This window comes from Tardiphaga sp. 839_C3_N1_4 (genome assembly GCF_051811045.1).
Classification (GTDB): Bacteria; Pseudomonadota; Alphaproteobacteria; order Rhizobiales; family Xanthobacteraceae; genus Tardiphaga.
In genome coordinates this window covers 4675019-4700783 of sequence record NZ_JBPWQD010000001.1, presented here as the reverse complement: position 1 = coordinate 4700783, position 25765 = coordinate 4675019, and the positions used below count along the sequence as shown (strand labels likewise).

Annotated in this window: 28 protein-coding genes; 12 read left to right on the top strand and 16 right to left on the bottom strand. The window is 62.4% G+C overall.

What is annotated here, in order from left to right:
• Positions 1-18: 18 nt before the first annotated feature.
• Positions 19-987: an NAD(P)H-dependent flavin oxidoreductase gene (locus AB8A38_RS22470; protein ID WP_068729293.1), complete on the bottom strand. Its 969-nt coding sequence runs from the start codon at positions 985-987 to the stop codon at positions 19-21.
• A gap of 233 nt (positions 988-1220) precedes the next feature.
• Positions 1221-1865: a glutathione S-transferase gene (locus tag AB8A38_RS22465; protein ID WP_439088586.1), complete on the bottom strand. Its 645-nt coding sequence runs from the start codon at positions 1863-1865 to the stop codon at positions 1221-1223.
• Between the two features lie 155 nt (positions 1866-2020).
• On the opposite strand from AB8A38_RS22465, the gene AB8A38_RS22460 reads away from it, so the two are divergent.
• A complete protein-coding gene (locus tag AB8A38_RS22460; RefSeq protein WP_439087447.1) occupies positions 2021-2584 on the top strand; it encodes a TetR/AcrR family transcriptional regulator in 564 nt (187 codons plus the stop codon).
• A 2-nt stretch (positions 2585-2586) separates the two neighbouring features.
• On the opposite strand, the gene AB8A38_RS22455 is transcribed toward AB8A38_RS22460, so the two are convergent.
• The 4 genes from AB8A38_RS22455 to AB8A38_RS22440 form a co-directional block, all read right to left on the bottom strand.
• Entirely contained in the window at positions 2587-3174 is a 588-nt protein-coding gene (locus AB8A38_RS22455; RefSeq protein ID WP_439087446.1) for a hypothetical protein, read from the bottom strand.
• Between the two features lie 46 nt (positions 3175-3220).
• On the bottom strand, positions 3221-3802 hold the full coding sequence (locus AB8A38_RS22450) for a YqaA family protein (RefSeq protein WP_439087445.1): 582 nt from the start codon (positions 3800-3802) through the stop codon (positions 3221-3223).
• A 67-nt stretch (positions 3803-3869) separates the two neighbouring features.
• Positions 3870-4268, bottom strand: coding sequence for a phosphoribosyl-ATP diphosphatase (hisE, locus tag AB8A38_RS22445; RefSeq protein WP_089267666.1), 399 nt, complete (start codon positions 4266-4268; stop codon positions 3870-3872).
• Between the two features lie 149 nt (positions 4269-4417).
• A complete protein-coding gene (locus AB8A38_RS22440; RefSeq protein WP_439087444.1) occupies positions 4418-4849 on the bottom strand; it encodes a hypothetical protein in 432 nt (143 codons plus the stop codon).
• A gap of 235 nt (positions 4850-5084) precedes the next feature.
• Here AB8A38_RS22440 and AB8A38_RS22435 point away from each other — a divergent pair, with 235 nt between their 5' ends.
• From AB8A38_RS22435 to AB8A38_RS22410, 6 genes are all read left to right on the top strand, one after another.
• On the top strand, positions 5085-6158 hold the full coding sequence (locus AB8A38_RS22435) for an ABC transporter substrate-binding protein (RefSeq protein ID WP_439087443.1): 1074 nt from the start codon (positions 5085-5087) through the stop codon (positions 6156-6158).
• A gap of 119 nt (positions 6159-6277) precedes the next feature.
• The gene (locus AB8A38_RS22430; RefSeq protein ID WP_315844051.1) at positions 6278-8074 is read left to right on the top strand and encodes a glucan ABC transporter ATP-binding protein/ permease; all 1797 of its coding nucleotides are present in this window, start codon (positions 6278-6280) and stop codon (positions 8072-8074) included.
• Between the two features lie 240 nt (positions 8075-8314).
• Positions 8315-9799, top strand: a complete 1485-nt coding sequence (locus AB8A38_RS22425) for a D-alanyl-D-alanine carboxypeptidase family protein (RefSeq protein WP_439087442.1) — start codon at positions 8315-8317, stop codon at positions 9797-9799.
• A gap of 135 nt (positions 9800-9934) precedes the next feature.
• Positions 9935-11623, top strand: a complete 1689-nt coding sequence (locus tag AB8A38_RS22420; protein ID WP_315844052.1) for a long-chain fatty acid--CoA ligase — start codon at positions 9935-9937, stop codon at positions 11621-11623.
• A 54-nt stretch (positions 11624-11677) separates the two neighbouring features.
• Complete coding sequence (locus AB8A38_RS22415) at positions 11678-12223, top strand: DUF924 family protein (protein WP_439087441.1); 546 nt, start codon at positions 11678-11680, stop codon at positions 12221-12223.
• Between the two features lie 108 nt (positions 12224-12331).
• On the top strand, positions 12332-12817 hold the full coding sequence (locus AB8A38_RS22410; protein ID WP_089267673.1) for a peroxiredoxin: 486 nt from the start codon (positions 12332-12334) through the stop codon (positions 12815-12817).
• A gap of 105 nt (positions 12818-12922) precedes the next feature.
• On the opposite strand, the gene rnhA is transcribed toward AB8A38_RS22410, so the two are convergent.
• Genes rnhA through ispH form a run of 3 tightly spaced genes read right to left on the bottom strand, consistent with a single transcriptional unit; the run spans position 12923 to position 15320 of the window.
• Positions 12923-13372, bottom strand: a complete 450-nt coding sequence (gene rnhA, locus AB8A38_RS22405) for a ribonuclease HI (protein WP_068729317.1) — start codon at positions 13370-13372, stop codon at positions 12923-12925.
• Positions 13369-14349, bottom strand: coding sequence for a homoserine kinase (locus tag AB8A38_RS22400; RefSeq protein ID WP_439087440.1), 981 nt, complete (start codon positions 14347-14349; stop codon positions 13369-13371). Before AB8A38_RS22400 ends, rnhA begins: the two co-directional genes overlap by 4 nt.
• Before the next feature lie 5 nt (positions 14350-14354).
• On the bottom strand, positions 14355-15320 hold the full coding sequence (gene ispH / locus AB8A38_RS22395; protein ID WP_315844055.1) for a 4-hydroxy-3-methylbut-2-enyl diphosphate reductase: 966 nt from the start codon (positions 15318-15320) through the stop codon (positions 14355-14357).
• Between the two features lie 245 nt (positions 15321-15565).
• On the opposite strand from ispH, the gene AB8A38_RS22390 reads away from it, so the two are divergent.
• The 4 genes from AB8A38_RS22390 (at position 15566) to AB8A38_RS22375 (ending at position 17251) form a co-directional block, all read left to right on the top strand.
• On the top strand, positions 15566-16261 hold the full coding sequence (locus AB8A38_RS22390) for a DUF1013 domain-containing protein (RefSeq protein ID WP_439087439.1): 696 nt from the start codon (positions 15566-15568) through the stop codon (positions 16259-16261).
• 170 nt (positions 16262-16431) lie between these two features.
• The gene (locus tag AB8A38_RS22385; protein WP_089267679.1) at positions 16432-16761 is read left to right on the top strand and encodes a potassium channel family protein; all 330 of its coding nucleotides are present in this window, start codon (positions 16432-16434) and stop codon (positions 16759-16761) included.
• A gap of 89 nt (positions 16762-16850) precedes the next feature.
• Complete coding sequence (locus tag AB8A38_RS22380) at positions 16851-17045, top strand: type II toxin-antitoxin system HicA family toxin (RefSeq protein WP_315844057.1); 195 nt, start codon at positions 16851-16853, stop codon at positions 17043-17045.
• Entirely contained in the window at positions 17045-17251 is a 207-nt protein-coding gene (locus AB8A38_RS22375; protein WP_315844058.1) for a type II toxin-antitoxin system HicB family antitoxin, read from the top strand. The genes AB8A38_RS22380 and AB8A38_RS22375 overlap by 1 nt, the downstream gene beginning before the upstream one ends.
• A gap of 12 nt (positions 17252-17263) precedes the next feature.
• Here AB8A38_RS22375 and AB8A38_RS22370 read toward each other — a convergent pair whose 3' ends face one another.
• The 7 genes from AB8A38_RS22370 to AB8A38_RS22340 form a co-directional block, all read right to left on the bottom strand.
• Positions 17264-17482, bottom strand: coding sequence for an alkylphosphonate utilization protein (locus AB8A38_RS22370; protein ID WP_212386381.1), 219 nt, complete (start codon positions 17480-17482; stop codon positions 17264-17266).
• A gap of 144 nt (positions 17483-17626) precedes the next feature.
• Entirely contained in the window at positions 17627-18319 is a 693-nt protein-coding gene (locus AB8A38_RS22365; RefSeq protein ID WP_439087438.1) for an OmpW/AlkL family protein, read from the bottom strand.
• 310 nt (positions 18320-18629) lie between these two features.
• Positions 18630-18896, bottom strand: coding sequence for a hypothetical protein (locus AB8A38_RS22360; RefSeq protein ID WP_439087437.1), 267 nt, complete (start codon positions 18894-18896; stop codon positions 18630-18632).
• A gap of 149 nt (positions 18897-19045) precedes the next feature.
• Positions 19046-20956 carry a propionyl-CoA synthetase gene (locus tag AB8A38_RS22355; protein ID WP_439087436.1) on the bottom strand — a complete coding sequence of 637 codons (1911 nt, stop codon included), beginning with the start codon at positions 20954-20956 and terminating at the stop codon, positions 19046-19048.
• A 66-nt stretch (positions 20957-21022) separates the two neighbouring features.
• Entirely contained in the window at positions 21023-21556 is a 534-nt protein-coding gene (locus AB8A38_RS22350) for a tetratricopeptide repeat protein (protein WP_439087435.1), read from the bottom strand.
• 3 nt (positions 21557-21559) lie between these two features.
• The gene (locus tag AB8A38_RS22345) at positions 21560-22561 is read right to left on the bottom strand and encodes a tetratricopeptide repeat protein (protein WP_439087434.1); all 1002 of its coding nucleotides are present in this window, start codon (positions 22559-22561) and stop codon (positions 21560-21562) included.
• A gap of 29 nt (positions 22562-22590) precedes the next feature.
• On the bottom strand, positions 22591-23532 hold the full coding sequence (locus AB8A38_RS22340) for a TAXI family TRAP transporter solute-binding subunit (protein WP_439087433.1): 942 nt from the start codon (positions 23530-23532) through the stop codon (positions 22591-22593).
• A gap of 206 nt (positions 23533-23738) precedes the next feature.
• On the opposite strand from AB8A38_RS22340, the gene AB8A38_RS22335 reads away from it, so the two are divergent.
• A complete protein-coding gene (locus AB8A38_RS22335) occupies positions 23739-25754 on the top strand; it encodes a TRAP transporter permease (RefSeq protein ID WP_439087432.1) in 2016 nt (671 codons plus the stop codon).
• Positions 25755-25765: the final 11 nt, after the last annotated feature.

Here is a 25765-nt window from a genome sequence, read left to right as displayed (position 1 = left end):
GGCCTTCTCAATGCAGGATCAGAGCGGCGGATCGATCGCTTCGTCATATTCTTTCTTGAAGCGCGCAACGAGCTCGGCCACCGGCACGACCTTCGACACGCTGCCGATGCCCTGGCCACTGCCCCAGATTTCCTTCCAGGCCTTTGGCTTGGCGCGCTCGCCTGACGCATCGGTGCCGAAATTCATCTTGGTTGGATCGGACTCCGGCAGATTGTCCGGATCCATGCCGGCGGCGACGATGGACGGCTTCAGGTAGTTGCCGTGAACGCCGGTGAAGAGATTCGAATAGACGATGTCTTCCGAGCCGGAGGCCGCGATCATGTCCTTGTAGCCCGGCACCGCATTGGCTTCGGTGGTGGCAATGAAGGCCGAACCGATATAGGCGAAGTCGGCACCGAGGATACGCGCGGCGCGAATGGCGCGACCGTTGGCGATGGCGCCCGACAGTGCGATCGGACCGTCGAACCACTGCCGAGTCTCGGCGACGAACGCGAGCGGCGAGATCTCGCCAGCATGACCGCCGGCGCCTGCCGCAACGAGGATCAGGCCGTCAGCACCCTTCTCGATCGCCTTGTGCGCGAAACGTTGATTGATGACGTCATGAAACACGATGCCGCCCCAGGCATGGGCCGCCTGATTGAGTTCTTCACGCGCGCCAAGCGAGGTGATCATCATCGGCACCTTATGCTTTTCGCAAAGCGCCATGTCCTGCTCGAGTCGGTTGTTGGACTTGTGCACGATCTGGTTGACCGCGAAGGGTGCGGAGAGCCGATCCGGATGCGCCTTGTCATGCGCAGCGAGTTCTTCCTTGATCCGGTGCAGCCATTCGTCGAGCAGCGCCGCCGGACGTGCATTCAGCGCGGGAAACGCGCCGACGATTCCAGCCTTGCACTGCGCGATGACGAGATCCGGCACCGAAATGATGAATAGCGGCGAACCGATCACGGGCAGCGATAGGCGGTTCTTGAACAAAGCCGGCATCGACATGGGAAATTCCTCGACTTCTTTTCTTGATTTGTGCGCGATCCTGCGCGCCCGCCCCCGGTCGATCCGGGAGGCGGCCGGACGATGCCAGAAGCCTGGGGCGGATGGCAATTGCGCTGCGGGAGAAAAAAGCCGGCCCTGAGCGGCGTTTGCCCGGTACGCGGAATAATGGGGCGCCCACTTCCAGGTGGCGCCCCATTATCGGGATGACTGATCGATTATCGGCAAGCGCCCGATCAAGCGGGTTCTGACATCGTCACACGATTCTTGACGCTGGGACGCTCGTTCATCCTTGCGTACCAGGCGTGGAGAGCCTCGTACTCCGCAGGCACCTCGAGCTTCACGAGACCGGCGAAGATCAAACCGCCGATTACCGTGATATCGGCCATCGAGAAAAACTCGCCGGCAATGAACGGCTGCTTTTTCAGCACCCCGTCAAAGTACGCCATCCCCCTGAGCGCCTTGTCACGCTGGCGGAAACCCCACTCGGCATTTTGATAGATCTCGACGTTGGGTCCGAGCCCCGGTGTCGCGTGATGAAAATAGACACTAATGGCGTCGAGCAGCTCCAGCTCGGCACGCTTGCTCATCATGTGAATCAAGCCCTTCTCGCGCGGCGTGCCGCCCGTGAGCGTGGGGGTGCCATCAAGCGCGTCGAGATACTCGGTGATGGCCGTGCATTCGGCAATGAAAGTGCCGTCGTCGAGTTCGAGCACCGGCAACGTGCCGGAATAGTTCTTGGCGAGAAACGCGGGCTTCTTGTGTTCGCCTTTGGTGAGATCGACCGACACAAAATTTATGCGCGATCGAAGCTTCTTCTCGGCCACCGCGATCCGAACGCGCGCCGGGTAAGGCCCCGTGCTCCAATCGTGAATCGTCATCATCGGGAGCTTTGTCGCGTCGCCATTGGTGATTTGAGTGCTCATCATTCTTCCTACCTATCAGTTGGTAGGCTGCATTTACGGCTTTGATTTGTCGGCGTCAACGCCTATCTATCACTTGGTAGGCCGCAAGCACGAGGTTGTGAGACCGGGATATGAGTTCGAATTCCAGGGAAGCCATCCTGGCGGCAGCGAAACTGACCGCGCAGGCCCATGGCTATAGCGGCCTGAATTTCCGCGATCTCGCGGCAGAGGTCGGCATCAAGGCTGCGAGCATCTACCACCACTTCCCGAGCAAGGCCGATCTCGGCGCCGCCGTCGCCAGGCGTTATTGGGAGGATTCAGCGGCCTATCTGGAGGCACTGCTGGCCGAGTCCAAGGATCCGGCCGCGTGCCTGCGCCAATATCCCGGCACGTTCCGCAAGGCGCTGGAGAGCGGCAACCGCATGTGCCTGTGCAGCTTCATGGCCGCCGAACATGACGACCTGCCGGAGCCAGTGAAGAAAGAGATCCGGACCTTCACGGATATCAATGTGGCATGGCTGAGCAAGGTTCTCACCGCTGTGACCGCCGCGAGCCCTGAGGAGAGCGAACCACGCGCGCGCGCCATCTTCGCCGCCATCACCGGCGCCCAGCTGATGGCAAGAAGCCGCGCGGATGTCTCGCTCTATGACGCGCTCATCGAGAGCTATCGCGCAGCGGGTCTGTTGCCGGCATAGACCTACTGGCAGAGCGCCTGGGTGACGTAATTTTCCGTCTTGCAGTCACCCGGCTCCGGCGCGCGGCCGGGGATCATGGCCCTGGGCGAGCAGCTTTGCGCTGCGTCGGTGTCGAGGCTCTTGCCGTCCTTGAAGCCCTTGCTCTGACAGAGCTTGTCGGAGGCCGCCTTGCAGTCCGGTGCGCCATTGGCAGCGACCGGGCAAGCGACCCGCCCCTTCACCACCGTGTTCAGCTTGGTCAGGCTGTCAGTCCCCAGCGAGGGCATGGCGGGCAGCGACGGCAGCAGCGAAGTGGAATTCTTGAACAGCTTGCCGATCTCGTTGAACAGGCCGGGATTCTCAGGCGCGGGCGGCGGTGACGGCGGCGGCGCCTGTTCAGCCATCGGCGCCGGCGCGAAGGCCGCGGCAGGCGGCGGTGGCGCCGAGGGAGCCGGGACGACCTGAATCGTGATCGACTTCTGCGGCGCCGGTTGCTGCTGCATGGCCTGCGACCAGGCACACACGGTGGCTGCGCCGACGGCCAGCGCCGCGATCGCAGCCACGACGCAGTTGCGGGTTACCGGAGCAAACAGACAGGTCAAATCGAACATGATGCGAAATGTATCCCGGCACCTGCGCCGGGGGAAGCATCCTGATCTAGAACAGCCGGAATGCGATGATGAAGCCGAGCACCAGAACGCCGACGCCCAGCGCAACCCACAGACCCAGACGCTTTTCGATGGTCTCGCGAATCCACACGCCGTAGCGGTTGAGCAGGACGGCGACGACATAGAAGCGCACGCCACGGGCAACCACCGACAGCGCGATGAACATCCAGATATTATAGTTGGCGAAGCCTGACGTGATGGTGACAAGCTTGTAGGGGATCGGCGTCAGCCCCTTCAGCAGGATGATCCATGCGCCATATTCGGCATAGCCGGCGCGGAATGCCTCGACCTTGTCGCCGTAGCCGTAGAAATGAATGACCCATTGGCCGACGGAGTCATACAGCACCGCGCCGATGAGATACCCCACCACGCCGCCGAGCACTGAGGTAATGGTGCAAATGCCCGCATAGAGCCAGGCCTTCTGTGGCCGGGCCAGCGCCATCGGAATCAGCATCACATCCGGCGGCACCGGAAAGAACGAACTTTCCGCGAAGGACACGATGCCCAAAATCCAGAGGGCATAGGGCTTGTGGGCGGCGTCGATACACCAGTCATACATTCGTCTGAGCATGGTCCGCGATGAACCATCCTGACGCCGATTTGTCTATGGCTGGGCTGACACGCGCGAGACGAAAAGCTCAACTCAACTTGCGAAGGCGACGACCTTCGAGCGCGACAATTGGCCGCCGTGCAGCGCTTTGCTCGATGGATTTGGGCCGTTTCGGCGGTTTCGGGAGCTTTTCGGCGATACCGAGCATGTCTTCACGCCGGCTCATCTCGGCCCAGACCTGCTCAGGACGCACACCCGCGGCCGCCCACAATACAGTCAAATTGTAGAGAAGGTCGGCGCTTTCACGGATCACGGCGTCCGGCTTGCGGTTGATCGCATCGATGACGACCTCGATGGCCTCCTCGGCCAGCTTCTTCGCCATCTTTTCCGGCCCCTGCTGATAAAGCCGGGCCGTTCGCGAGACCGATGGATCGAGATCCTTGGCCGCGATCACCGCCTGATAAAGCCGGTCGAGCGAATCACTCATGCAACTACACTATCTCAAAGCTGTCGCCAGCGCGTTAACGGCTGGCATTCAAGTGTCTGCAACGACGTCAAACGCCGGCCGCAAGCGCGACCGGCGTTTGATAGTTAAGTGACAGTTGCATGACGGAATAAGTTGTGACCGATCGCGAACTACCAGGTCATACGACGCGAATTATCGTAACCATGACCACCGCCGTAGCCGCGATACGGTACGCCACCGTAATAGGCAGGACCGCCATCATAATAGGCTGGGCCACCGCCGTAGTAGCCGTAGCCCGGACCATTATCGTAGTAATAGTCGCGACGGCTCTGCGTGGCAGCGATTGCGCCAATGGTGCCGACGATGGCGCCAAAAGCCGCGAGGCCGGCAGCGTTGCCGCCACCGCGATAGTAGCGACGGCGCGCGCTGCTGAAATCGGTCGCATCGCTGGTGCCGTGAGTTGCAACAGCCTGGCTTGTGTTCTTGGCGACAGGCGCCGCGATTGCTCCGGTCGGCGCAATTGCCGAGATAGTCATGGCCGCAACACTCGCCACGATGGCGGCGCGGCCAGTCTTATTAAACAATCCATTTCGTACGAACATCTCAATGTCCTCCGTGGTCGTCTGGCCCTGTGGGCCTCTGCATAGCCAACCACTTCGACCACTATGAGTTCCCCAACCCCAACGGCAGCTGAACGATCGGTGTCCAAATCGGGGCAGTCATCTCCCGTTCAGCCTTTTACGGTTAGAAACGACGCGCAAGATGTCGCACCATGGCGCCATCAATCAGACATGCCCGGCGGGGTAACTGCCGGTCCGTCAGTCGTTAAGTATCTTGATGCCCAGAAACGCGACCAACATTTCCCGGCGGCATGTCCTCCTCTCGCTGAGTGCGCTGGGCTCCGTCGCTTTTTGCGCGTCATCGGGACAGGCCGCCGACGACAACAAGACAGCTGACGACAAAACACCGACCAATATCCAGTTTGCGCTCGATCGCGCAGTCGATGCGATTGCCGCACCTTTCGTGCTGGCCGATGCCCGCGGCCTGTACCGGGCCGAGAACCTGAATGTAACGACCACCGTGGCCGCAGGATCGAAGGAGGCCATCGCGCGGATCGCCTCCGGTGCCTGCGACATGGCGCTAGCCGATCTCAATGCGTTGATCCGCTATCGCGGCGATTCCGATGCCGCGACGGTGAAAGCCGTCTTCGTGCTGCTCAACCTAGCCCCCTACGCCATCGTCGCCCGCAAGAGCCGCGGCGTGATCTCGCTCGGCAGCCTCGAAGGAAAAGTGCTTGGGGTCGCTGACCGCGATCTGGCGATCCGGCTGTGGCCGGCGCTGGCCAAGCGAAACAACATCAAGCTTGCAACCGTGAAACAGGAGAGGATCAGCGCCGCGGTGCGCGAACCGATGCTCTCGGCCGGTCAGGTCGATGCGGTCACCGGCTTCTCCTATCTCTCGGCGGTCAACCTGCGCGACCGCGGCGTCCCCGCCGATGACCTGGCAGTGTTTCGTTTCGCCGACTTCGGGTCCGCCGCCTATGGCCTCGCGCTGATCGTCAATCCGAAATTCGCTGCCGCCAGACCCGAGGCCGTGAAAGCATTCATTCGTGCCGTCACCGCCGGGACGCAGTTGGCAATCCAGGACCCGGCCAAGGCGATCACCGACGTCATGACCCAGATGGAGAATGGTTCGCGCGAGCTCGAACTGACGCGGCTCCACATTGCCATTACCGACAATATCCTGACCGACGACGTCCGCCGCGACGGGCTGGGTGGCATCGACGCCGCACGCTTTGAGGCGTCGCTCGACGAGATCGCCGAAGATTTTACCTTCAAGAAGCGCCCCTCAGCCGCGGACATCTTCGACGACAGCTTCCTGCCGGGCTCGGTCGGCCGCAAGATCAACTGAAGAAGTTCAACTGAAGAAGTTCAACTGAACAACTTTTCCCGAAGCTGTATTCGGCTGCCATCCCCGCCTAGACTATGCGCAATCGGTTATCCCGTTCGCGCTGCGCTGAGTGACCTCCCATGATCCGTCTTTACACCCGTGTGCTGGAGCTGCTCGGCAAGGAGAAGCGCCTCGGCTGGATCCTTGCGGGCGCCAACCTGCTGCTAGCCGGCGCGCAATTCGCCGAACCGGTGCTGTTCGGCCGGATCATCGACGTGCTCTCGGGCAATCTCTCGACGGCCGCGATGCAGACGGACAGCGCATCGCCCTGGCCACTGCTGGCGGCCTGGGTTGCGTTCGGCCTGTTCACCATCGTCTGCGGCGCGGTGGTTGCGCTTCATGCGGATCGCCTCGCGCATCGCCAGCGCCAGGCGGTGCTGACCGATTACTTCGAACACATCATGCAATTGCCGCTGACCTTCCACACCGGTACGCATTCAGGGCGCCTGATGAAAGTGATGCTGGCCGGCACCGATGCCCTGTGGCGCGTCTGGCTCGGCTTCTTCCGCGAGCACTTCGCCTCCATCGTCTCGCTGCTCGTCCTGCTGCCGCTGTCGATCTATCTGAACTGGCGGCTGGCCATCCTGCTCGTAATCCTCTGCGTCGTGTTCACGGTGCTGACCACCATGGTCGTGCGCAAGACGTCGGGCATGCAGAGCGACGTCGAGGAGCATTACGGCGACCTTTCCGCGCGCGCGTCCGATGCGCTGGGCAATGTCGCGCTGGTGCAGAGCTTCACGCGCATCGATGCCGAGGTGCAAGGCCTGCGCGGCGTCTCCAGCCAGTTGCTCGAAAAGCAGATGCCGGTGCTGTCATGGTGGGCCCTGGTCTCGGTGATGACGCGCGCCTCCACCACCATCACGGTGCTGGCCATCTTCACCGTCGGCATCGCGCTGCATCAGCAGGGTCTCACCACCGTGGGCGAGATCGTGATGTTCGTCTCCTTTGCGACGATGCTGATCCAGAAGCTCGAACAGGTGGTCTCCTTCATCAACACCATCTTCATGGAAGCGCCGCGGCTGCGCGATTTCATGAACGTCCTCGATGCCGTGCCTGCCGTACGGGACCGCATCGACGCCATGGATCCCGGCCGGCTGCAAGGCATGGTGGAATTCAACGACGTGTCGTTCTCCTATGACGGCAAGCGGCCGGCCATCGCGGATCTGTCCTTCACGGCCCTGCCCGGCCAGACCATCGCCCTCGTCGGCGCCACAGGCGCCGGCAAATCCACGGCCATCGCACTGCTGCACCGGGCCTTCGATCCGCAATCCGGCATCATCTCGATCGACGGCATGGATATCCGTGCACTCACGCTGTCGGGCCTGCGCCGGAACATCGGCGTCGTGTTCCAGGAGGCGCTGCTGTTCAATCGCTCCATCGCCGACAATCTGCGCGTCGGCAAACCGGACGCGACCGATGAAGAGCTGCGCATTGCCGCCGCCCGCGCCCAGGCGCTCGATTTCATCGAGCGCAGCGATAACGGTTTCAACACCAATGCCGGCGAACGTGGCCGCATGCTGTCCGGTGGCGAGCGGCAACGGCTGTCGATCGCCCGTGCACTGCTGAAGGACCCGCCGATCCTGATCCTCGACGAGGCCACCAGCGCGCTCGACGCCGTGACCGAGGCCAAGCTCAACGTCGCTCTCGATGAAGTGATGAAAGGCCGCACGACCTTCGTGATCGCGCACAGACTGTCTACCATCCGCAACGCCACGCGCATTCTGGTATTCGAGAACGGCCGCGTGATCGAAGCGGGAACTTTTGACGAACTCGTGATGCAGGGCGGCTATTTCGCCAGTCTGGCCGCCGCCCAGTTCATGGTTCAGGAGGACGCACGCGCCAGCATGGCCCTGCCGGACGCCGCCCAGCCGCTGTGAAGTCTTTGGAGAAGTGAAGACCTGGGGAAGTGAAGGCTTTGGGAGAACGGCCGAAATTTGGCCCCTTTCATCACCGATTTAACCCGCTCGCCACTGTTCTGATGCTCCCGGCCGGTATAGGTTTGCTTCTGTCACCGCGTGACGCCAAACCGACCTGAGAGCCCCGAACCTCAAATCCAAGAATTGCTGCGCGCGGTGTCACGGCACTGCAGGCGGGCCGCAAAGGACCGGAATCGGATAGTGCAGTTTCACTTCGCATCGCGCCGCCTGCTATCACTCAACTGGTTCGTTCTCGCCGCGGCACTTGCACTCGGCGTGGCCGCGCCTCGCGCTGCGAGCGCTGAAGCGCTGCTTGTCGTCGAAGCCGATACCGGCAAGGTGCTGCAGGCCGAAAACGCGACCTATCCGTGGTATCCCGCCTCCGTCACCAAGCTGATGACGACCTATGTCACGCTGCAGGCGGTGAAGCAGGGACGCATCAGCCTCGATACGGTAGTCACGGTGTCGCCGATCGCCGCGGCGCAGTCGCCGTCGAAGATGGGATTCAACGCCGGCACGCAGGTCACCATCGACAACGCGTTGAAGATGATGATGGTGAAGTCGGCCAATGATATGGCCGTCGTGCTCGCTGAAGGCGTTGGCGGTTCTGTCGACGGTTTCTCGGCAATGATGAATGCCACCGCGCAGAAGCTCGGCATGACGCAGACCAACTACGTCAATCCGAACGGCCTGCCGGCCGATGGTCAGGTCACATCGGCGCGCGATCTTGCGATCCTCGCCCGCGCGATCATCCATGACCTGCCGGAATACGAATATTTCGTCCACATTCCTGCGATCAAATTCGGCCGCCGCATCACGCCGAACTTCAACAAGCTGATCGGCCGCTATCCCGGCGCCGACGGCATGAAGACCGGTTTCATCTGCGCCTCCGGCTACAATCTCGTCGCCACCGCCACCCGCGGCAACAAGCGGCTGATCGCGGTGGTGCTCGGCGCCTCGTCCGGCCAGGCCCGTGCCGTCAAGGCGGCGCAGCTCCTGGAGCGCGGCTTCAACAATGGCGCCGGCGGCCTCACCTGGCTGCGTCCGGCCCTCGGCACCGTGGACGCGCTCGCGCCGATCGACGCCGCGCCTCCGAACCTGCGCGACGAAATGTGCGGACCGAAGCGCAAGCGCCCGGCCAGCGATGCCGATGACGAAGTCGTCGCCAGCAACGAAGCCGGCAGCCAGGCCATGTCGTTCTTCACCGCCGGCCTGCAGCCGCCAACGCTGCGCCCGGTCGACATGATCGCCGCAGCCGCCGCGCCGGTCGAACCGGTGATCGTCTATACCGGACCGAAGAAAGTCGGGACCGACCTGATCGCCGCCAATGCGGTGGAGGAAGCCCGGCAGACACCGAAGCCCAAGGGCAAGAAGGGCACCAAGACCGCCGCCAAGAAGCCTGACGCGGCAGCCGACACCAAGGACGCCAAAACCGCAGCATCGGCCGAGGCGAAACCAGCCGCCAAGCCTGCGGCCAAACCCGCCGCCTCCAAACAGGCAGCAGTCAAGCCCGATGCAGCCGCGCCAAAGCCTGCAGCGGCAGCCAAACCTGCAGCCGGCAAGCCTGCCACGGCAGCCACCGCCACTCCGGCCACAACGCCGGCCAAGCCGAAGGCAGCGGCCAAACCCGCACCGAAGGCTACCACCGGCGAAGCCAAGCCGGCTGCGGCAGCTCCGCGCACTTAGACCTTCGTCGACAAGGCTCAACTATCATCGTTAACGCAGCCGGTTTCCGGCCGCGTCATGTTGCGCCGCGCCTTGCTATCAAGGGCAGCTTTGCTCAATACTTCGACGAAATAATCAAATCGAGGGGGAAGTGTCATGGAGCGCATCTGGCTCAAACAATATCCGGCAGGCGTGCCAGCCGACATCGACGTCAGCCTGTATCCGTCGCTGGTCGATCTGCTCGAAGAGAGCTTTGCCAAATTCCGCGATCGCAAAGCCTTCATCTGCATGGACAAGTCGATCACCTATCGTGAGCTCGACGAAATGTCCCTGGCGCTCGGCGCCTATCTGCAGAGCAAGGGCCTCGCCAAGGGCGCCCGCGTCGCGCTGATGATGCCCAACGTGCTGCAATATCCGATCGCCACCTCCGCGGTGCTGCGCGCCGGCTATGCCGTGGTCAACGTCAACCCGCTCTACACTCCGCGCGAGCTTGAGCATCAGCTCAAGGATTCCGGTGCCGAAGCCATCATCGTGCTGGAGAACTTCGCCTCCACGGTGCAGCAGGTGATCGCCAAAACCAATGTGAAACACGTCATCCTTGGCAGCATGGGCGACATGCTCGGCTTCAAGGGTGTGATCGTCAATCTCGTGGTCCGCCGCGTGAAGAAGATGGTGCCGGCTTACGAATTGCCGGGCGCCGTCTGGTTCAACGATGCAGTCTCCGCCGGCCGCAGCATGAAGATGAAGAAGCCGGTGCTCGGGCCCGACGATGTCGCTTTCCTGCAATATACCGGCGGCACCACCGGCGTCTCCAAGGGCGCCACGCTGCGCCATCGCAACATCCTGGCCAATGTGCTCCAGAATGATGCCTGGCTGCAGCCGGCGCTGCGCAAGCCGCCGCATGTGGACCAGCTGTTCATCGTCTGCGCGCTGCCGCTCTATCATATCTTCGCACTGACGGCCTGCTTCCTGCTTGCCGTGCGCGCCGGCGGCGTCAACCTCCTGATCCCGAACCCGCGCGATATGCCGGGCTTCGTGAAGGAGCTGATGAAGTATCAGGTCAACAGCTTCCCGGCCGTCAACACGCTCTATAACGGCCTGCTGAATACGCCCGGTTTCGACCAGGTGGATTTCTCCAAGCTGAAGATTTCCAATGGCGGCGGCATGGCGGTGCAGAAGGCCGTGGCCGAACGGTGGCTGAAGACGACCGGCTGCTTCGTTGCCGAAGGCTACGGCCTGTCGGAAACCTCGCCGACGCTGACCTGCAACCCGGCCGATGTCGATCAGTTCAACGGCTCCATCGGCGTGCCGGTGCCATCGACCTACATCTCGATCCGCGACGACGACGGCAATGAAGTCCCGCTCGGCGAGCCCGGCGAGATTTGCGCCAAGGGTCCGCAGATCATGTCGGGCTACTGGAACCGGCCGGATGAGACCGCCAAGGTGATGACCGCGGATGGTTTCTTCCGCACCGGCGATATCGGCATCATGAGCCCCGACGGTTTCACCAAGATCGTGGATCGCAAGAAGGACATGGTGCTGGTCTCGGGCTTCAACGTCTATCCGAACGAGGTCGAGGACGTCATCGCCAGCCATCCCGGCGTGCTGGAATGCGCCGTGATCGGCGTGCCCGATCCGAAGACCACCGAGGCGGTGAAGGCCTTCGTCGTCAAGAAGGACCCGAACGTCACCGCCGAGGACATCATCAAGTTCTGCGGCACCCAGCTCACCAACTACAAGGTGCCGAAACAGATCGAATTCCGCACCGCTCTGCCGAAGACCAATGTCGGCAAGATCCTGCGCCGCGAACTCCGCGACGAGAAGAAGCAGGCCTCAGCGGCCTGACGCACTGCTATAGGGTGGGCCCGCTTTCCCATGGCCCACCCTATGGACTTCAGCATGACTGCAACGACTCCCGCCGACATCATCGCCTTCTGGACAGACGCCGGCTGGGAGCGCTGGTACGCCAAGGACGACGATTTCGATGCCGAGATCACCCGCCGCTTCCGCGCGCTGTGGGATGACGCCGTCGCCGGCGGCCTTGCATCCTGGGAAGCAAGTGACGAGGGCACGCTCGCGCTGATCCTTGTATTCGACCAGTTTCCCCGCAACATGTTCCGCAACGACGCACGTGCCTTTTCCAGCGATCGCCTCGCTTGCGACCTCACGATCAGGGCCGTCGCACACGGCGTCGATCAGCGCGTCGACCAGCAGATGCAGCAGTTCGTCTATATGCCGCTGATGCATTCGGAAGACCTCGCCGATCAGGAGCGCTGCTGCGCGCTGTTTCGCGCCACCGGCGAGACCGACAATCTGAAATATGCCGACGAGCACGCCGACATCATCCGGCGCTTCGGCCGTTTCCCCCACCGTAACCGGGTGCTGGGGCGCAGCACCACTGCGGAGGAACAGGCGTTTCTGGATGCCGGCGGCTTCGGCGGATGACATCATCATGATGCGCGCCGCAGGCCAAGTTTTGCGCAGCACATAATATTGCCCGCGTCATGCAGCCGGTCTAAACACACTCACCCTTACTTTCAGGAGAGACCGACGATGACCATTCAAGTTGGCGACAAGCTGCCCGAGTCCAAGCTCCGTGTCATGACCTCCGAAGGTCCGGCCGTGAAGACCACCGACGACATCTTCAAGGGCAAGAAAGTGGCGCTGTTCGCCGTCCCCGGCGCCTATACCGGCACCTGCCACAAGATGCATCTGCCGAGCATCTTCCTCAACGCCTATGCCATCAAGGACAAGGGCGTCGACACCATCGCGATCATCTCCGTCAACGATGTGTTCGTGATGAACGCCTGGAAGAAAGACACCGACCTGCGCGACGAAGCGGTGTTCCTCGCCGACGGCAATGCCGACTTCACCAAGGCGATCGGCATGGAGCTCGACGCATCGGGCAACGGCCTCGGCATCCGCTCGCATCGCTATTCGATGCTGGTGGAAGACGGCAAGGTGACCAAGCTCAACCTCGAGCCGGCACCGGGAAAGGTCGAAGTCTCCGGCGGCGACACCCTGCTCGGTCAGCTCTGAGCTGAGATCTTCGATTAGAGAACCACGAACTTCGTCATGGCCGGGCTTGTCCCGGCCATCCACGTCTTCGCCGCGGGTGCAGTCAGCGCAAAATGCCGTCCGCTTCTACCTGCCGCGATTCTCCGCCAGCCCGTCCCGCGACAGCTGATCCGCGCGTTCGTTCTCGGCGTGGCCGGCATGGCCCTTGACCCAGTGCCAGCGCACGTCATGGGTCTTCAGCGCAGCATCGAGCCGCTGCCACAGGTCGACATTCTTCACCGGCTTCTTGTCCGACGTCTTCCAGCCGTTTTTCTTCCAGCCGTGAATCCAGCTCATGATGCCGTTGCGCAGATACTGGCTGTCGGTGTGCAGATCCACCGAACACGGCTTCTTCAGCGCTTCCAGCGCCGAGATCGCCGCCATCAGCTCCATGCGGTTGTTGGTGGTGTGCGCCTCGCCGCCCTTGAGCTCCTTCTCGGCATCGCCGAAACGAAGGATCGCGCCCCAACCGCCGGGGCCGGGATTTCCGGAGCAGGCGCCGTCCGTATAGATCGTCACAGGCGTCGCAGCGGTCACGCGGGCTGCCTCGCCGCTTCGACGCCGTAGTCGGCCATCGACCTCACCGACTGGTGGAAGCGCAGCTTGCGGACATACTCGACCGGATCCTTCGGCTTCACGAAGGCGCCTTCCGGCACATTGAGGAAATCCACCAGCCGCGTCAGCAGGAAGCGGATCGACGCACCGCGCGCCAGCAGCGGAAACGCCGCGCGCTCGGCACCGGTCAACGGACGCACCGCCTCATAGGCATTGAGGAAAGCGCGCGCCTTGGTGGCATTGAACGACAGGTCCGGCTCGAAGCACCAGGCGTTCAGGCAGATCGCCACGTCGTAGGCCAGCATGTCATTGCAGGCGAACGGGAAGTCGATCAGGCCGGAGAGCTTGTCGCCGAGAAAGAACACGTTGTCCGGAAACAGATCCGCATGGATCACACCTTCCGGCAGATCGCTTGGCCAATGCGCGGCAAGATGGTCGAGTTCGGTCTGCAGGAAAGCGCGCAGCCCGGGCTGAACCGTATCGGCGCGCGGTGCCGCGAGTGCGAGCAAACCGCGCCAGCCATCGACCGACAGGTTGTTCTTGCGCACCAGCGGGAAATCGCGCCCGGCGACATGCATCTTCGCCAGCGCTTCGCCGACACCGGCGCAATGCATCGCGTTGGGACGGCGCGGCCACATGCCTTCGAGGAAGTTGATGATCGCCGCAGGCCGTCCCGCGAGCGACGAGTAAACCGCGCCGTCGCGATTCTTCTGCGGCTGCGGACAATTCACGCCGCGCGCGCAGAGATGCGCCATCAGGCCCAGAAAATATGGAAGGTCATCCGCCGCGACGCGCTTCTCATAGAGCGTGAGGATATACGCGCCCTTGGAGGTGTGCATCAGGAAGTTGGAATTCTCGACGCCTTCGGCGATGCCCTTGTAGGAGAGCAATTCGCCGACATCGTAGCTTTTCAGGAAGTCCGCGAGATCATCGGCGGCAACATCGGTATAGACCGCCATCGCGGTTACGCCGCGGCCTCGGGACGCAGCGAACGCGGCAGCGGGAAGAATTCGTTTTCTTCAGCAGCCGACACCGTTTCCACATGCAGCTCATAACGCTGCGCGAAGGCATCCATGATCTCTTCGACGATCACTTCCGGCGCCGAGGCGCCCGCGGTGATGCCGAGGCTGGTGATGCCCTCGAACATGCTCCAGTCGAGATCGCTCGCGCGCTGCGCCAGCACCGAGACGCGACATCCCTCGCGCTCGGCCACTTCGCGCAGACGCTGCGAGTTCGACGAGTTCGGCGCGCCGACCACGATCAGCGCATCGACCACCGGCGCCACCTTCTTCACGGCAAGCTGGCGGTTGGTGGTGGCGTAGCAGATGTCTTCCTTGTGCGGCCCGTTGATCGTGGGGAAGCGGCTCTTCAGCACTTCGACGATCTCGGCGGTGTCGTCGATCGACAGCGTCGTCTGGGTCACGAAAGCGAGATTGTTCGGATCCTTCGGCTGGAAGGTCTGTGCGTCACCAGCCGTCTCGATGAGCTGCACAGCACCAGGCGGCAGCTGGCCGACGGTGCCGACCACTTCCGGGTGATGCGAATGCCCGATCAGCAGGATCTCGCGACCGCGCTTGAAGTGGATCGCCGCCTCGCGGTGCACCTTGGTCACCAGCGGGCAGGTTGCGTCCAGCGAGAAGAAATTGCGCTGACGAGCATCCTCGGGAACTGATTTCGGCACGCCATGGGCGGAAAATACTACCGGCGCGGAGGTATTGTCCGGGATTTCGGCGAGTTCCTCGACGAAGATCGCGCCCTTGGTCCTGAGGCTGTCCACCACATACTTGTTATGGACGATCTCATGCCGGACATAGACGGGCGCGCCATGGATCGCGAGTGCGCGTTCGACCGTATCGATCGCCCGAACCACGCCGGCACAGAAGCCACGCGGCGAACAAAGAACGATTTTCAGGGACGGTTTGCTCGTCATATCGGGGCGATCCAGGGGCCTGGGCACCAAAATGGCAGGTGCGATGGGTCAGATTGGCAAAATTCAGCCAAAGAGCTTGTCTGAATAAGGACTTGGGGCCGGTTTGCGGCGCTGTCAAGGCCGAACTGCCGGGCATTGCGCGGTTGCCCTCGGACAGATTATATAGAGCCTTAATTCCCGTCATCACCGATGACCAGACGGCTTCGCCTCCGAAAGAGGTGGGCGAAGCGCAAAGGAGATGTGCCATGAGCAATGCCCCGCTGATGCCAAAGGCGACGGCCGTGTGGCTGGTCGACAATACGGCGCTGACCTTCGATCAGGTCGCCGATTTCACCAAGATGCACCCGCTCGAGATCCGCGCCATTGCCGACGGCGACGCCGCCCAGGGCATCAAGGGCATGGACCCGATTTCCAACGGGCAATTGACCCGCGATGAGATCGAAAAGGGCGAGAAGGACAAGAATTACCGGCTCAAGCTCGAAGAGAGCAAGGTGATCCTGCCGCCGGCCGCCAAGAAGAAGGGCCCGCGTTACACCCCGGTGTCGCGCCGCCATGAGCGCCCGAGCGCGATCCTGTGGCTGGTCCGCAGCCATCCGGAGCTCAAGGACAGCCAGATCATGCGTCTGGTCGGCACCACCAAGACCACGATCGCCTCGATCCGCGATCGCACCCACTGGAATGCCTCGACCCTGACACCGATGGACCCGGTGACCCTCGGCCTGTGCTCGCAGATCGAACTCGATTTCGAAGTGCAGCGCGCAGCCAAGGAAAAGCCGACCGATCAGGCCTATGGAGGCGCCACCCTGCTGCCGGCCTCGGAAACCACCCGCAAGGACGAGTTCGAGACCGCCGAAGGCGGCCGCGACGACCTCAATGTCGATGCCGTGTTCGCCAAGCTGAAGGGCATCGGCGGCGGCAAGAAGCAGGACGACGACGAATAGGCGCCTGCGCTGCGCACAGATGCGCGGTGGCAATCGCAGAAACGAAAACGCGGCGGTTCATCCCGCCGCGTTTTTTGTTGGCGTGCGGCGTCCAACAATCTTCGCTTTCCAAACGTCATCGAATCCTGCGACATCCAACCTGCGCGCGGGCGCATGGGGGCAACGCTGCGATGGCATCTCTCTGGCTTGGTCTGGTGCGCTTGCTGGCCGGCTTTCGCCGCGGCCTGCGCGATCCGGAATTTCGCGCGATCCTGTTTCTGCTGGCCATCGCCATGACCGGCGGCGCCGTGTTCTTTCACGCCGTGGAAGGCTGGCCGTGGATCGACGCCGCCTATTTCAGCGCGATGGCGCTCACCACCGTCGGCGACGCCACGCTGTCGCCGACCACCGCCATCGCCAAGATTTTCACGATGCTATTCTCGATCTGCGGCATCGGACTGATGCTGGCATTCCTGTCGCGACTCTCGACATTCCGCGAGCATGAGGAAGGGCGGGAGTAGAATGAAGAATGCGCGAACGTTCTCCACTAAGTATCTGGATGTGATAATCTGCCGTCCTACCGGGTTGTCGCAGGGGCAGGCTCGACACCATGAAGGTCCGGGACGCGATCAAACTGATCGAGGATGACGGCTGGTTTCTGGTCGCCATGCGCGGCAGCCACCGGCAATTCAAACATTCAACGAAGCCGGGGCGCGTCACGATCGCCGGCAAGCCTTCAGACGATCTTGCACCTGGCACATTTAGAAGTATCCTGAAGCAGGCGGCACTGACGGAGAAGCCTTAATGCGTTACGCCGTAGTCATCGAGAAGACCGACAACAACTATTCCGCATACGTGCCGGACCTGCCCGGCTGCGTCGCAACGGGGGATACAGTAAAGATCGTCGAAGCCGAGATCCGGGATGCTATCCGTTTCCACGTTGAAGGCCTCAAAGAAGACGGATTACCGGTGCCCGCGCCGACCAGCATCGCGGATTACATCGAGACTTGAAGCTCGTAGCCGTCACGCCTTCTTCAGAAATTCCGTGCGCAGCACCAGGCCCTTAACTTTGTCGGTGCGGCCTTCGATCTCGTCTTCATTGTCTGTGAGGCGGATGTTCTTGATCACGGTGCCGCGCTTGAGCACGGTAGACGAGCCTTTCAGCTTGAGGTCCTTGATCAGCGTGACGGTATCGCCTTCGGCGAGCAGCGCGCCGTTCGAATCCCTGACCTTGATGTCCATGATGTCTTCCTGATGGTGCGGTGGTGTGGAGCGGGGCACCCAACAGGATGGGAGCGCCGAAAGCAACCGTTGCACGGCAAAATCGCAAGAAAGAAGGGCCGACTGACATCGGCCCTTCAGTCACACAGTGAGAGATCAAAAGAATCAGAACTTGTAAGTAATGCCCGTGCCGACCAGCCACGGGTCGAGCTTGACCTGACCGGTGATCGCCGCGCCGCTGGCCAGCGTGCCTTCCCAATCCGGGCGCATCCACATCTTCTTCACGTCGACGTTCCAGCCCCAATGCTTGTCGATCATGTAGTCGAAGCCGAACTGCAGCACCGGCGCCGCGGTGTCTTTCAGACGGCTGTTGGTGACGCCCACGCCGCTGGCACTCTGGCTGAAGAACCAGGTGTAGTTCACGCCGGCACCGATATAGGGCTTGAAGGCGCCGAACTGCGTGAAGTGATACTGGAAGGTCAGCGTCGGCGGCAGCAGCCAGGCCTTGCCGACATCGAGGCCGGCGATGGTGCCGCCGCCGGTGACGTGGTGCTTGGTGACGCCAAGGATCAATTCGGCTGCGAGGTTCGGCGTGAAGAAATACGAGATGTCGAGTTCGGGAACGACCTGATCGGAGGTCTTCAGGCTGGAGCCCGGCACCTGGTGAACTGTGCCGCCATTCTCCGGAATGACGCCAAGCACGCGCAGACGGATCATCCAGGGATTCCACGCTTCAACCATCGGCGCCTTGGTATACGGCGTCGCGGCTGGAAGATCGGCCGTATGGCCGGTAGCAGGAATGGCAGTGATGGCCGTCGCAGCCAGCAGCAGCGATATCGTTGTCCAGATCGTCTTCATGGCAAAGCGCCCCAACTTTCGAATCGTCTCGGGTGAATGATCTCACCACGATCTACGCGAAAGACGACGGCGCGCACGCACGCACGTTGATGTCGATCAAAGCAAGCCCGCGCCTCAGTGCGAGACGGCATATGCGTTGCCGAACGGACACATGAAATTGACGGAGATCAAGCGATAGGCAACGAACTCGAACCCTCATGGTGAGGAGGCGCACAGCGCCGTCTCGAACCATGAGTGTGAGGCACCGGTGCCTAGCCCATCCTTCGAGACGCGGCGCGAGTGCGCCGCTCCTCAGGATGAGGGAGTAGCTCTACGGCCGGCTTGGATTGTTCAGCATATACTCGCCGAGATTGCGCTGCGCGCGGTCGGCACGATTGATGGCATTGCTGCGCTGAACGTCGCGGTCCTTGCGGCAGGCCGCATATTCCGGCGAACCGACAGCGACCCCATTGGCGCGGCAGATCGCGTCATCGTCATCGCCGAGGCTCGACATCGGAATGTCGGTACGGCGCGCGCAGGCGCCGAGCAGCGTCGCGGCCAGCGTCAGCGCGATGAGAGAGGTCGAGGTCAGTCGCATGCATGGTTCCGTTACTTGATCTTCTCTGTCATTGCCGGGCTTGACCCGGCAATCCAGCTTTGCCGTTTGAAAGGAAGATGGATGCCCGGGTCAAGCCCGGGCATGACGTGAGAGTGTTTAACGCCAAATGCGGGATTTGTAAGGTCTGCTCAGACCCTGCCCTTCAGCGCCGCGCCGATTTCGTCCAGCGACTTCGGATCCTCGATGGTCGCGGGCATGGTCCAGCTGTCGCCATCCGCGATCTTCTTGATGGTACCGCGCAGGATCTTGCCGGACCGCGTCTTCGGCAGCCGGCCGACGGCGATGGCGAGCTTGAACGCCGCGACGGGGCCGAGCTTGTCGCGCACCAGCGCGACCACTTCCTTCTCGATATCAGCAACCGGCCGCTCAACGCCGGCCTTCAGCACCAGGAAGCCGCACGGCACTTCGCCCTTGATCGTGTCCTTGATGCCCAGCACGGCGCATTCGGCAACGTCGGGATGCGAGGCCAGAATCTCTTCCATACCGCCCGTAGAGAGGCGATGGCCGGCGACATTGATGATGTCGTCGGTGCGGCCCATCACATAGACGTAGCCGTCGTCATCCAGATAGCCGGCATCGGAGGTTTTGTAGTAGCCGGGAAATTCGTTGAAATAGGCTTCCTTGCAGCGCTCGTCCTGCTCCCACAATGTCGGCAGACAGGCCGGCGGCATCGGCAGTTTGATCACGATAGAGCCCATGGTCCCCGCAGGCAGCGGCCCCGCGGCTTCGTCGACGACCTCGATCTTGTAGCCGGGCATCGGCACCGTCGGCGAACCATGCTTCACCGGCAACTGGCCAAGGCCCACCGGGTTGCCGGCGATGCACCAGCCGGTCTCGGTCTGCCACCAGTGATCGATCACCGGCACCTTCAGCTGCTTCTCGGCCCAGTCCACCGTCGGCGGATCGGCGCGCTCACCGGCGAGAAACAGCGTGCGGAAATGCGAGAGATCGTATTTGCGGATGAAACTGCCGTCCGGATCGTCCTTGCGGATGGCGCGGAAAGCGGTTGGCGCCGTGAAGAAAGCAACGGCCTTGTGTTCGGAGATGACACGCCAGAACGCGCCGGCATCCGGCGTGCCGATCGGCTTGCCTTCATACATGATCGAGGTCGCGCCATGGAACAGCGGCGCATAGACGATATAGCTATGGCCGACCACCCAGCCGATGTCGGAGCCGCACCACCAGACCTCGCCCGGCTTCACGCCGTAGAGATTCTCCATAGACCAGGCGAGCGCGACCGCGTGACCGCCATTGTCGCGCACCACGCCCTTCGGCTTGCCGGTCGTGCCCGACGTATAGAGAATATACAGCGGATCGGTCGCCAGCACCGGCACGCAATCCGCGAACTTCTTCGCCGCCATCGCCTTGCTGCGCAATTCGGCCCAGTCGTGATCGCGGCCGGCCACCAGATCGCAGCCATGCTGCGGCCGCTGCAGGACAATGCAGCCATCCGGCTTCGCGCTGGCGAGCGCGATCGCTTCATCCAGCAGCGGCTTGTATTGCACGATGCGGCCGGGCTCGATGCCGCAGCTCGCCGACAGGATCAGCTTCGGCCGCGCATCGTCGATGCGTGTCGCGAGCTCCTTTGCCGCGAAGCCACCGAACACCACCGAATGCACCGCGCCGATGCGCGCGCAGGCGAGCATCGCGACCACAGCTTCAGGCACCATCGGCATATAGAGGATGACGCGATCGCCCTTGCCGACGCCAAGGTCCTGCAGGATGGCGCCGAGCACCTGCACCTCATGCAGCAGCTGCGCATAGGTGAATTTCCGGACCTCACCCGTCAGCGGCGAGTCGTGGATCAGCGCGACCTGATCGGCGCGGCCGCCCGCGACATGGCGATCCAGCGCGTTGTAGCAGGTATTGAGCACGCCGCCGACGAACCAGCGGCCGTAGAGCCCCACGGACGGATCGAACACCTTCTTCGCCGGCACGATCCAGTCGATCGCCTTCGCCGCCTCGCCCCAGAAGCCTTCCGGATCGGACAGCGACTGCGCGTGGACGTCGTGATAGCGGCTGGAAGCGTTGGTCGTCATGGCGTCTCTCCCGCCCCAGCTTTACCACCGGGGTTCATTATCTCGTCATTGTCACGGGATGACAGGCTATTTCAAGGGTGCCTTTGGTTGTGGCTTGACCGACATCTCCACACCGATCCGCTCGATCTCCTGCGCCAGCGCCTTGTAATTGGCACGCGCCACCTCGAATTGCGGATCGAGCTTGATCGCCGCACCGAAATCACGGACGGCGCGCGGCCGATCGCCCTTCTTGCGCCAGAGTTCGCCACGCGCATTGAACAGAACGGCCTGGGTCGGATCGAGCCGCAGCGCCGCATCGTAATCGGCGATGGCACGATCGGTCTCATCCTTGCGGCTGTAGACGCCGGCGCGCGCGATCAACGCTTTCAGCCGGTCGGCCCGCTCAGTCTTTTCGTTGTCGATCAGCGTACTGCAAACTGCGAGAATCTTCTCGTCATCGCCTGACACAACAGCCGCCACGCACAACGCGGAATCGACGGGCGCGGTGGCTGCGGGCTCGTTGACCGCTGGCCATGCCCTGTCGGGAGCCACGCAACATAGTGCGAGCAGAACGCTGACGATGCATGGCCCGCTGCCCACATATGAATTGCGAAAAGTCATTGTCTATCGCGTGCTCGCATCGGCGGATGGATGCAATCCGACCGCCGGCCTGCGCGCCGCCACCCGATATTTCTCAAGCTGCTTGCGATGTCGCAAAGCGATATCCAGCGTTGAATCGATCTGAACGGCTGCGTCGAAATCGGCCAGAGCGCGCGCAGGGTCGCCCTTGTCGCGCCAGGCGACGCCGCGATTGTTGTAGGCCATCGCCAGCTCCGGCTGAAGCTGCAGCGCCGTCGTGTAGTCGGTGATAGCGCGATCATATGCGCCGCTGAGGCTGAAGGAATTTCCGCGGTTCACGAAATAGCTGGCCTTCGGCTCCAGCCGGATCGCCGCATCGAAATCCGCAATCGCGCGGTCATAGGCATTGTTGCGCGCATAGGACTGACCGCGCGCATCGTAATGTTCCGCGGTCGGCTCCAGGCGAATGATGTCGCTCTGGTCGTCGATCACCAGATCGAAGCGCTTGACCTTGGCATAGGCGGCGGCGCGATCGAGCAAGCTCTGCACCCGATTGGGATCGAGGCGAACAGCTTCGGTATAGTCGCGGACCGCGAGGCGATTTTCGTGCATCGATGCGAAGGTCGCGGCGCGGCTCGCAAATAATTGAGCCTCGTTCGGCCGCAGCTTGATCGCGCGGTCGAAGTCATCAAGCGCACGGTCGAACTTCTTGCCGACCGCAAGCGCCTTGCCCCGGGCTTCGAGCGCTGCAGCCGAGAGGGGATCAAGCTGAACCGCCAGATCGCCATCCGCAACGGCGAGGTCGACCTGTTCCAGCCTGAGTTGCAGCCCGGCACGCACGATCAGGGCACGAACGCGGTCCGGCAATGCCGCCGTCGAGCCGATCACCAGGCCGCAGATGCCGAGCATCTGCTCGGGCGGCAAGGCGTCGTCATTCGCGCAGGTGGCAGCGGCCTCGGCCGCACCCTGCGCCCGGACGGCCGCATAGGGCAGCGATGGCGCCGCAAGCGCGGCGCACAGAACCAATGTCCGGAACGGATGACCCATGAAAGCCCCAGCAAGCCAGCCGGACAACTCTACCTGATCAGGCCCCGCTCCCGATAGTAGCGCAGCGCGCCGGGATGCAGCGGCACCGGACTTTTGCTCACGGCGCTCGCCAGCCGGATCTCGTGGCCGGCGCGGTGCGCGATGGCGAGCTCGTCGAGGCCGTCGAACAGGCGCTTGGTCATCTGATAGACGACGTCATCCGGCACGGCATTGCTCGTCACCAGATAGTTCATCACCGATGCCGTCGGCACGGATTTGTCCTGACTGACATAGGTCCGGGCTGGAATCTTGTCCGGCTTGAACGGCGCGCCGATCTTTTTCACCAGGGGCGGCGGCACTGGCACGATGACGATATCCGTGGCTTCGCTGAGTTCCTTGATCGACGTGACACCGAGACCGGCAGACTGCAGCGTCGCGTCCAGCTTTTTCTCGATCATCATCGTGGTGGATTCGGCAAAGGAGACATACCTGATCTCGCCGAGATTTTCGTAGCGCAGCCCCGCAGCGCCCAGAATGGCGCGGGCGTTCAGCTCAGTGCCCGATCTCCGCTCACCAACCGAGAGGCTTCGGCCCTTGAGATCGTTCAGCGTCCTGATCCCGCTCTCTTTGGTGGCAACGATCTGGATGTAATTCGGATAGAGCGCGCCGATCGCCCGCAATCGGTCCTGCTTGCCATCGAAGCCCGCCGTGGCATTGCCGGCCCAGGCGTCCTTCAGGGCATCGCCAAGCGCAAAACCCACCTGCCCGGTGCCTTGCTGCAACCGCGAGAGGTTCTCGACCGAACCATCGGTTGTCTGCACCTGAACTTTCGCGCCGGGAATATCCGCATAGATCATCGCGATCGAGACGCCGAGCGGAAAATAGATCCCGGATGTATTGCCGGTCAGCAGCGTGATCGACGGTTCGGCGCGTGCCGCTGCGCTGCACATGACGACCACACTCGTCATGGCCGCTATCAGACGCTTCCTCATACTCATTTTATTCCTGTCATTCAGGCCGCGAAAGTGAACCGCAGCCCTCATGCGGTCAACGGCGTCCCCACAGCGAACGCCGTTGCCGCGACGAAAGTTTCACCGGTAAGCCCTTGCGCCAGCCGGGTAAAACGGCATGAATGCGCCGCACTCAGAAGAATAAGGCCGGCAAAGCCGGCTGCGGGAAATATCCCGGGGGATGAAACATGGCTGACCAGAAATCAAACGCGAGCGACGACACCGTTGCCGTCTCCGACGAGGCATTGGCGAAGGCTGAAGCCTTCATCGAAGCCGATGAAGGCGCAACAAATCGCCTGCTGGGCTGGGCCGGAACGATCTCCACCGGCATCGCCGTGGTGATGAGCCTGTTTCATCTCTATGCCGCCTACGCGATCGTGCCGACGCAGGAACTGCGTTACGTCCATGTCGCCTTCACGCTGATCCTGAGCTTTCTGTTGTTCCCCGTTGCCGCGCGCTTCCGCAACCGCGTGCGCTGGTGGGATATCGTGCCGGGCATCGTCGCCATCGGCACCATTGCCTATGCGCTGTGGGGCGGGGACGATTTCACTGACCGCGCCACGCTGCCGGATCATATGGATGTTATCGTCGGCATCGTCTTCATCGTGCTGCTGCTGGAAGCGACGCGCCGTACCACGGGCCTGATCATGCCGGTCGTGTCCGTTTTCTTTATTGCCTATGCGATGCTCGGCCCGCATCTGCCGGCGCCATGGACCCATCGCGGCTATGACCTGCCGCGCCTCGTCGGCCATCTCTTCATCACGCTGGAGGGCATCTTCGGCGTCGCGGTCGACGTGTCGGCGACGCTGATCATATTGTTCACGATCTACGGCGCCTTCCTCTCGATGTCCGGCGCCGGAAAGTTCTTCATCGATTTCTCGCTATCCTTGATGGGGAACAAGTCGAACGCTGCGGGCCGCACCGTGGTGCTGTCCTCGTTCCTGCTCGGCGGCCCCTCGGGCTCCGGCGTCGCCACCACGGTGATGATCGGCACCGTCGCCGCCCCGATGCTGGCCAAGGCCGGCTTCGAGAAGAATGCTGCCGGCGGCTTGCTGGCCGCAGGCGGTCTCGGCGCGATCCTGTCACCGCCGGTGCTCGGTGCCGCCGCGTTCCTGATCGCGGAATTTCTGAAGATCAGCTATCTCGACGTGATCTGGATGGCGACCATCCCGACCTGTCTCTACTACCTGTCGCTGCTGATCATGGTGGAGATCGACGCCAAGCGGTTCGGCGCCCACAATGTCAATGTCAGGCCTGAGCTCAGCCTCGGCGTGATGATGAAGCGTTATGGGTTCCACTTCATCTCTCTGCTCGCCGTCGTCGTTTTCATGATCATCGGCTACTCGCCGTCGCTGTCGGTGTTCTACGCCACGCTCGTCACCTTCGTGCTCAGTTTCCTCCGCAAGGATACCGCGCTGGTGCCGAAGAAACTGGTGAAGGCACTGGCCGATGGCTCGATCGGCGCGCTCAATGCGGCCACGACCTGCGCCTGCGCCGGCATCGTGGTCGGCGTCGTCACGCTCACCGGCCTCGGCCTGAAATTCTCGTCGATCGTGATTTCCTATGCGGGCGGCAGCCTGCTGCTGACGGCGATCTATACGGCGCTGATCGTCTGGATCATCGGCCTCGCAGTGCCGGTGACCGCCTCCTACATCATCTGCGCCGTGATCGCAGCACCTGCGCTGATCAAGCTCGGCGTGCCTGACTACGCCGCACACATGTTCATCTTCTATTACGCGGTGCTGTCGGAAGTCTCGCCGCCGACCGCGCTGTCGCCCTTCGCGGCGGCTGCGATCACCGGCGGCGATCCCTACAAGACCACGCTGCAATCGTGGAAATACACACTGCCGGCGTTCCTGGTGCCATTCGTCTTCGTCTGCGATCCGCAAGGCGTCGGCCTGCTGCTGAACATTCCGAAGGGCGGCTCGTGGGTCGACATCGTCGAGATCACCTTCAAGACCACGTTGGGACTGCTGGCACTCGCCGCCGTCGCGCAGAACTGGGCACTGCGACAAAATACACCGATCGAGCGCGGCCTGCTTCTGCTATCGGGATTACTGCTGGTGTTCCCGAGCCTGATCGAGGCAATCATCGAATCGATCATCGGTCGCGACATCAGCTACACATTCGTACCCGGCCTCATCATCGGCCTCGGCGTGCTGGTGTGGCAGGCAAGGACGAGGACGCAACCGGCGCCGGCATGACCAACGACAGA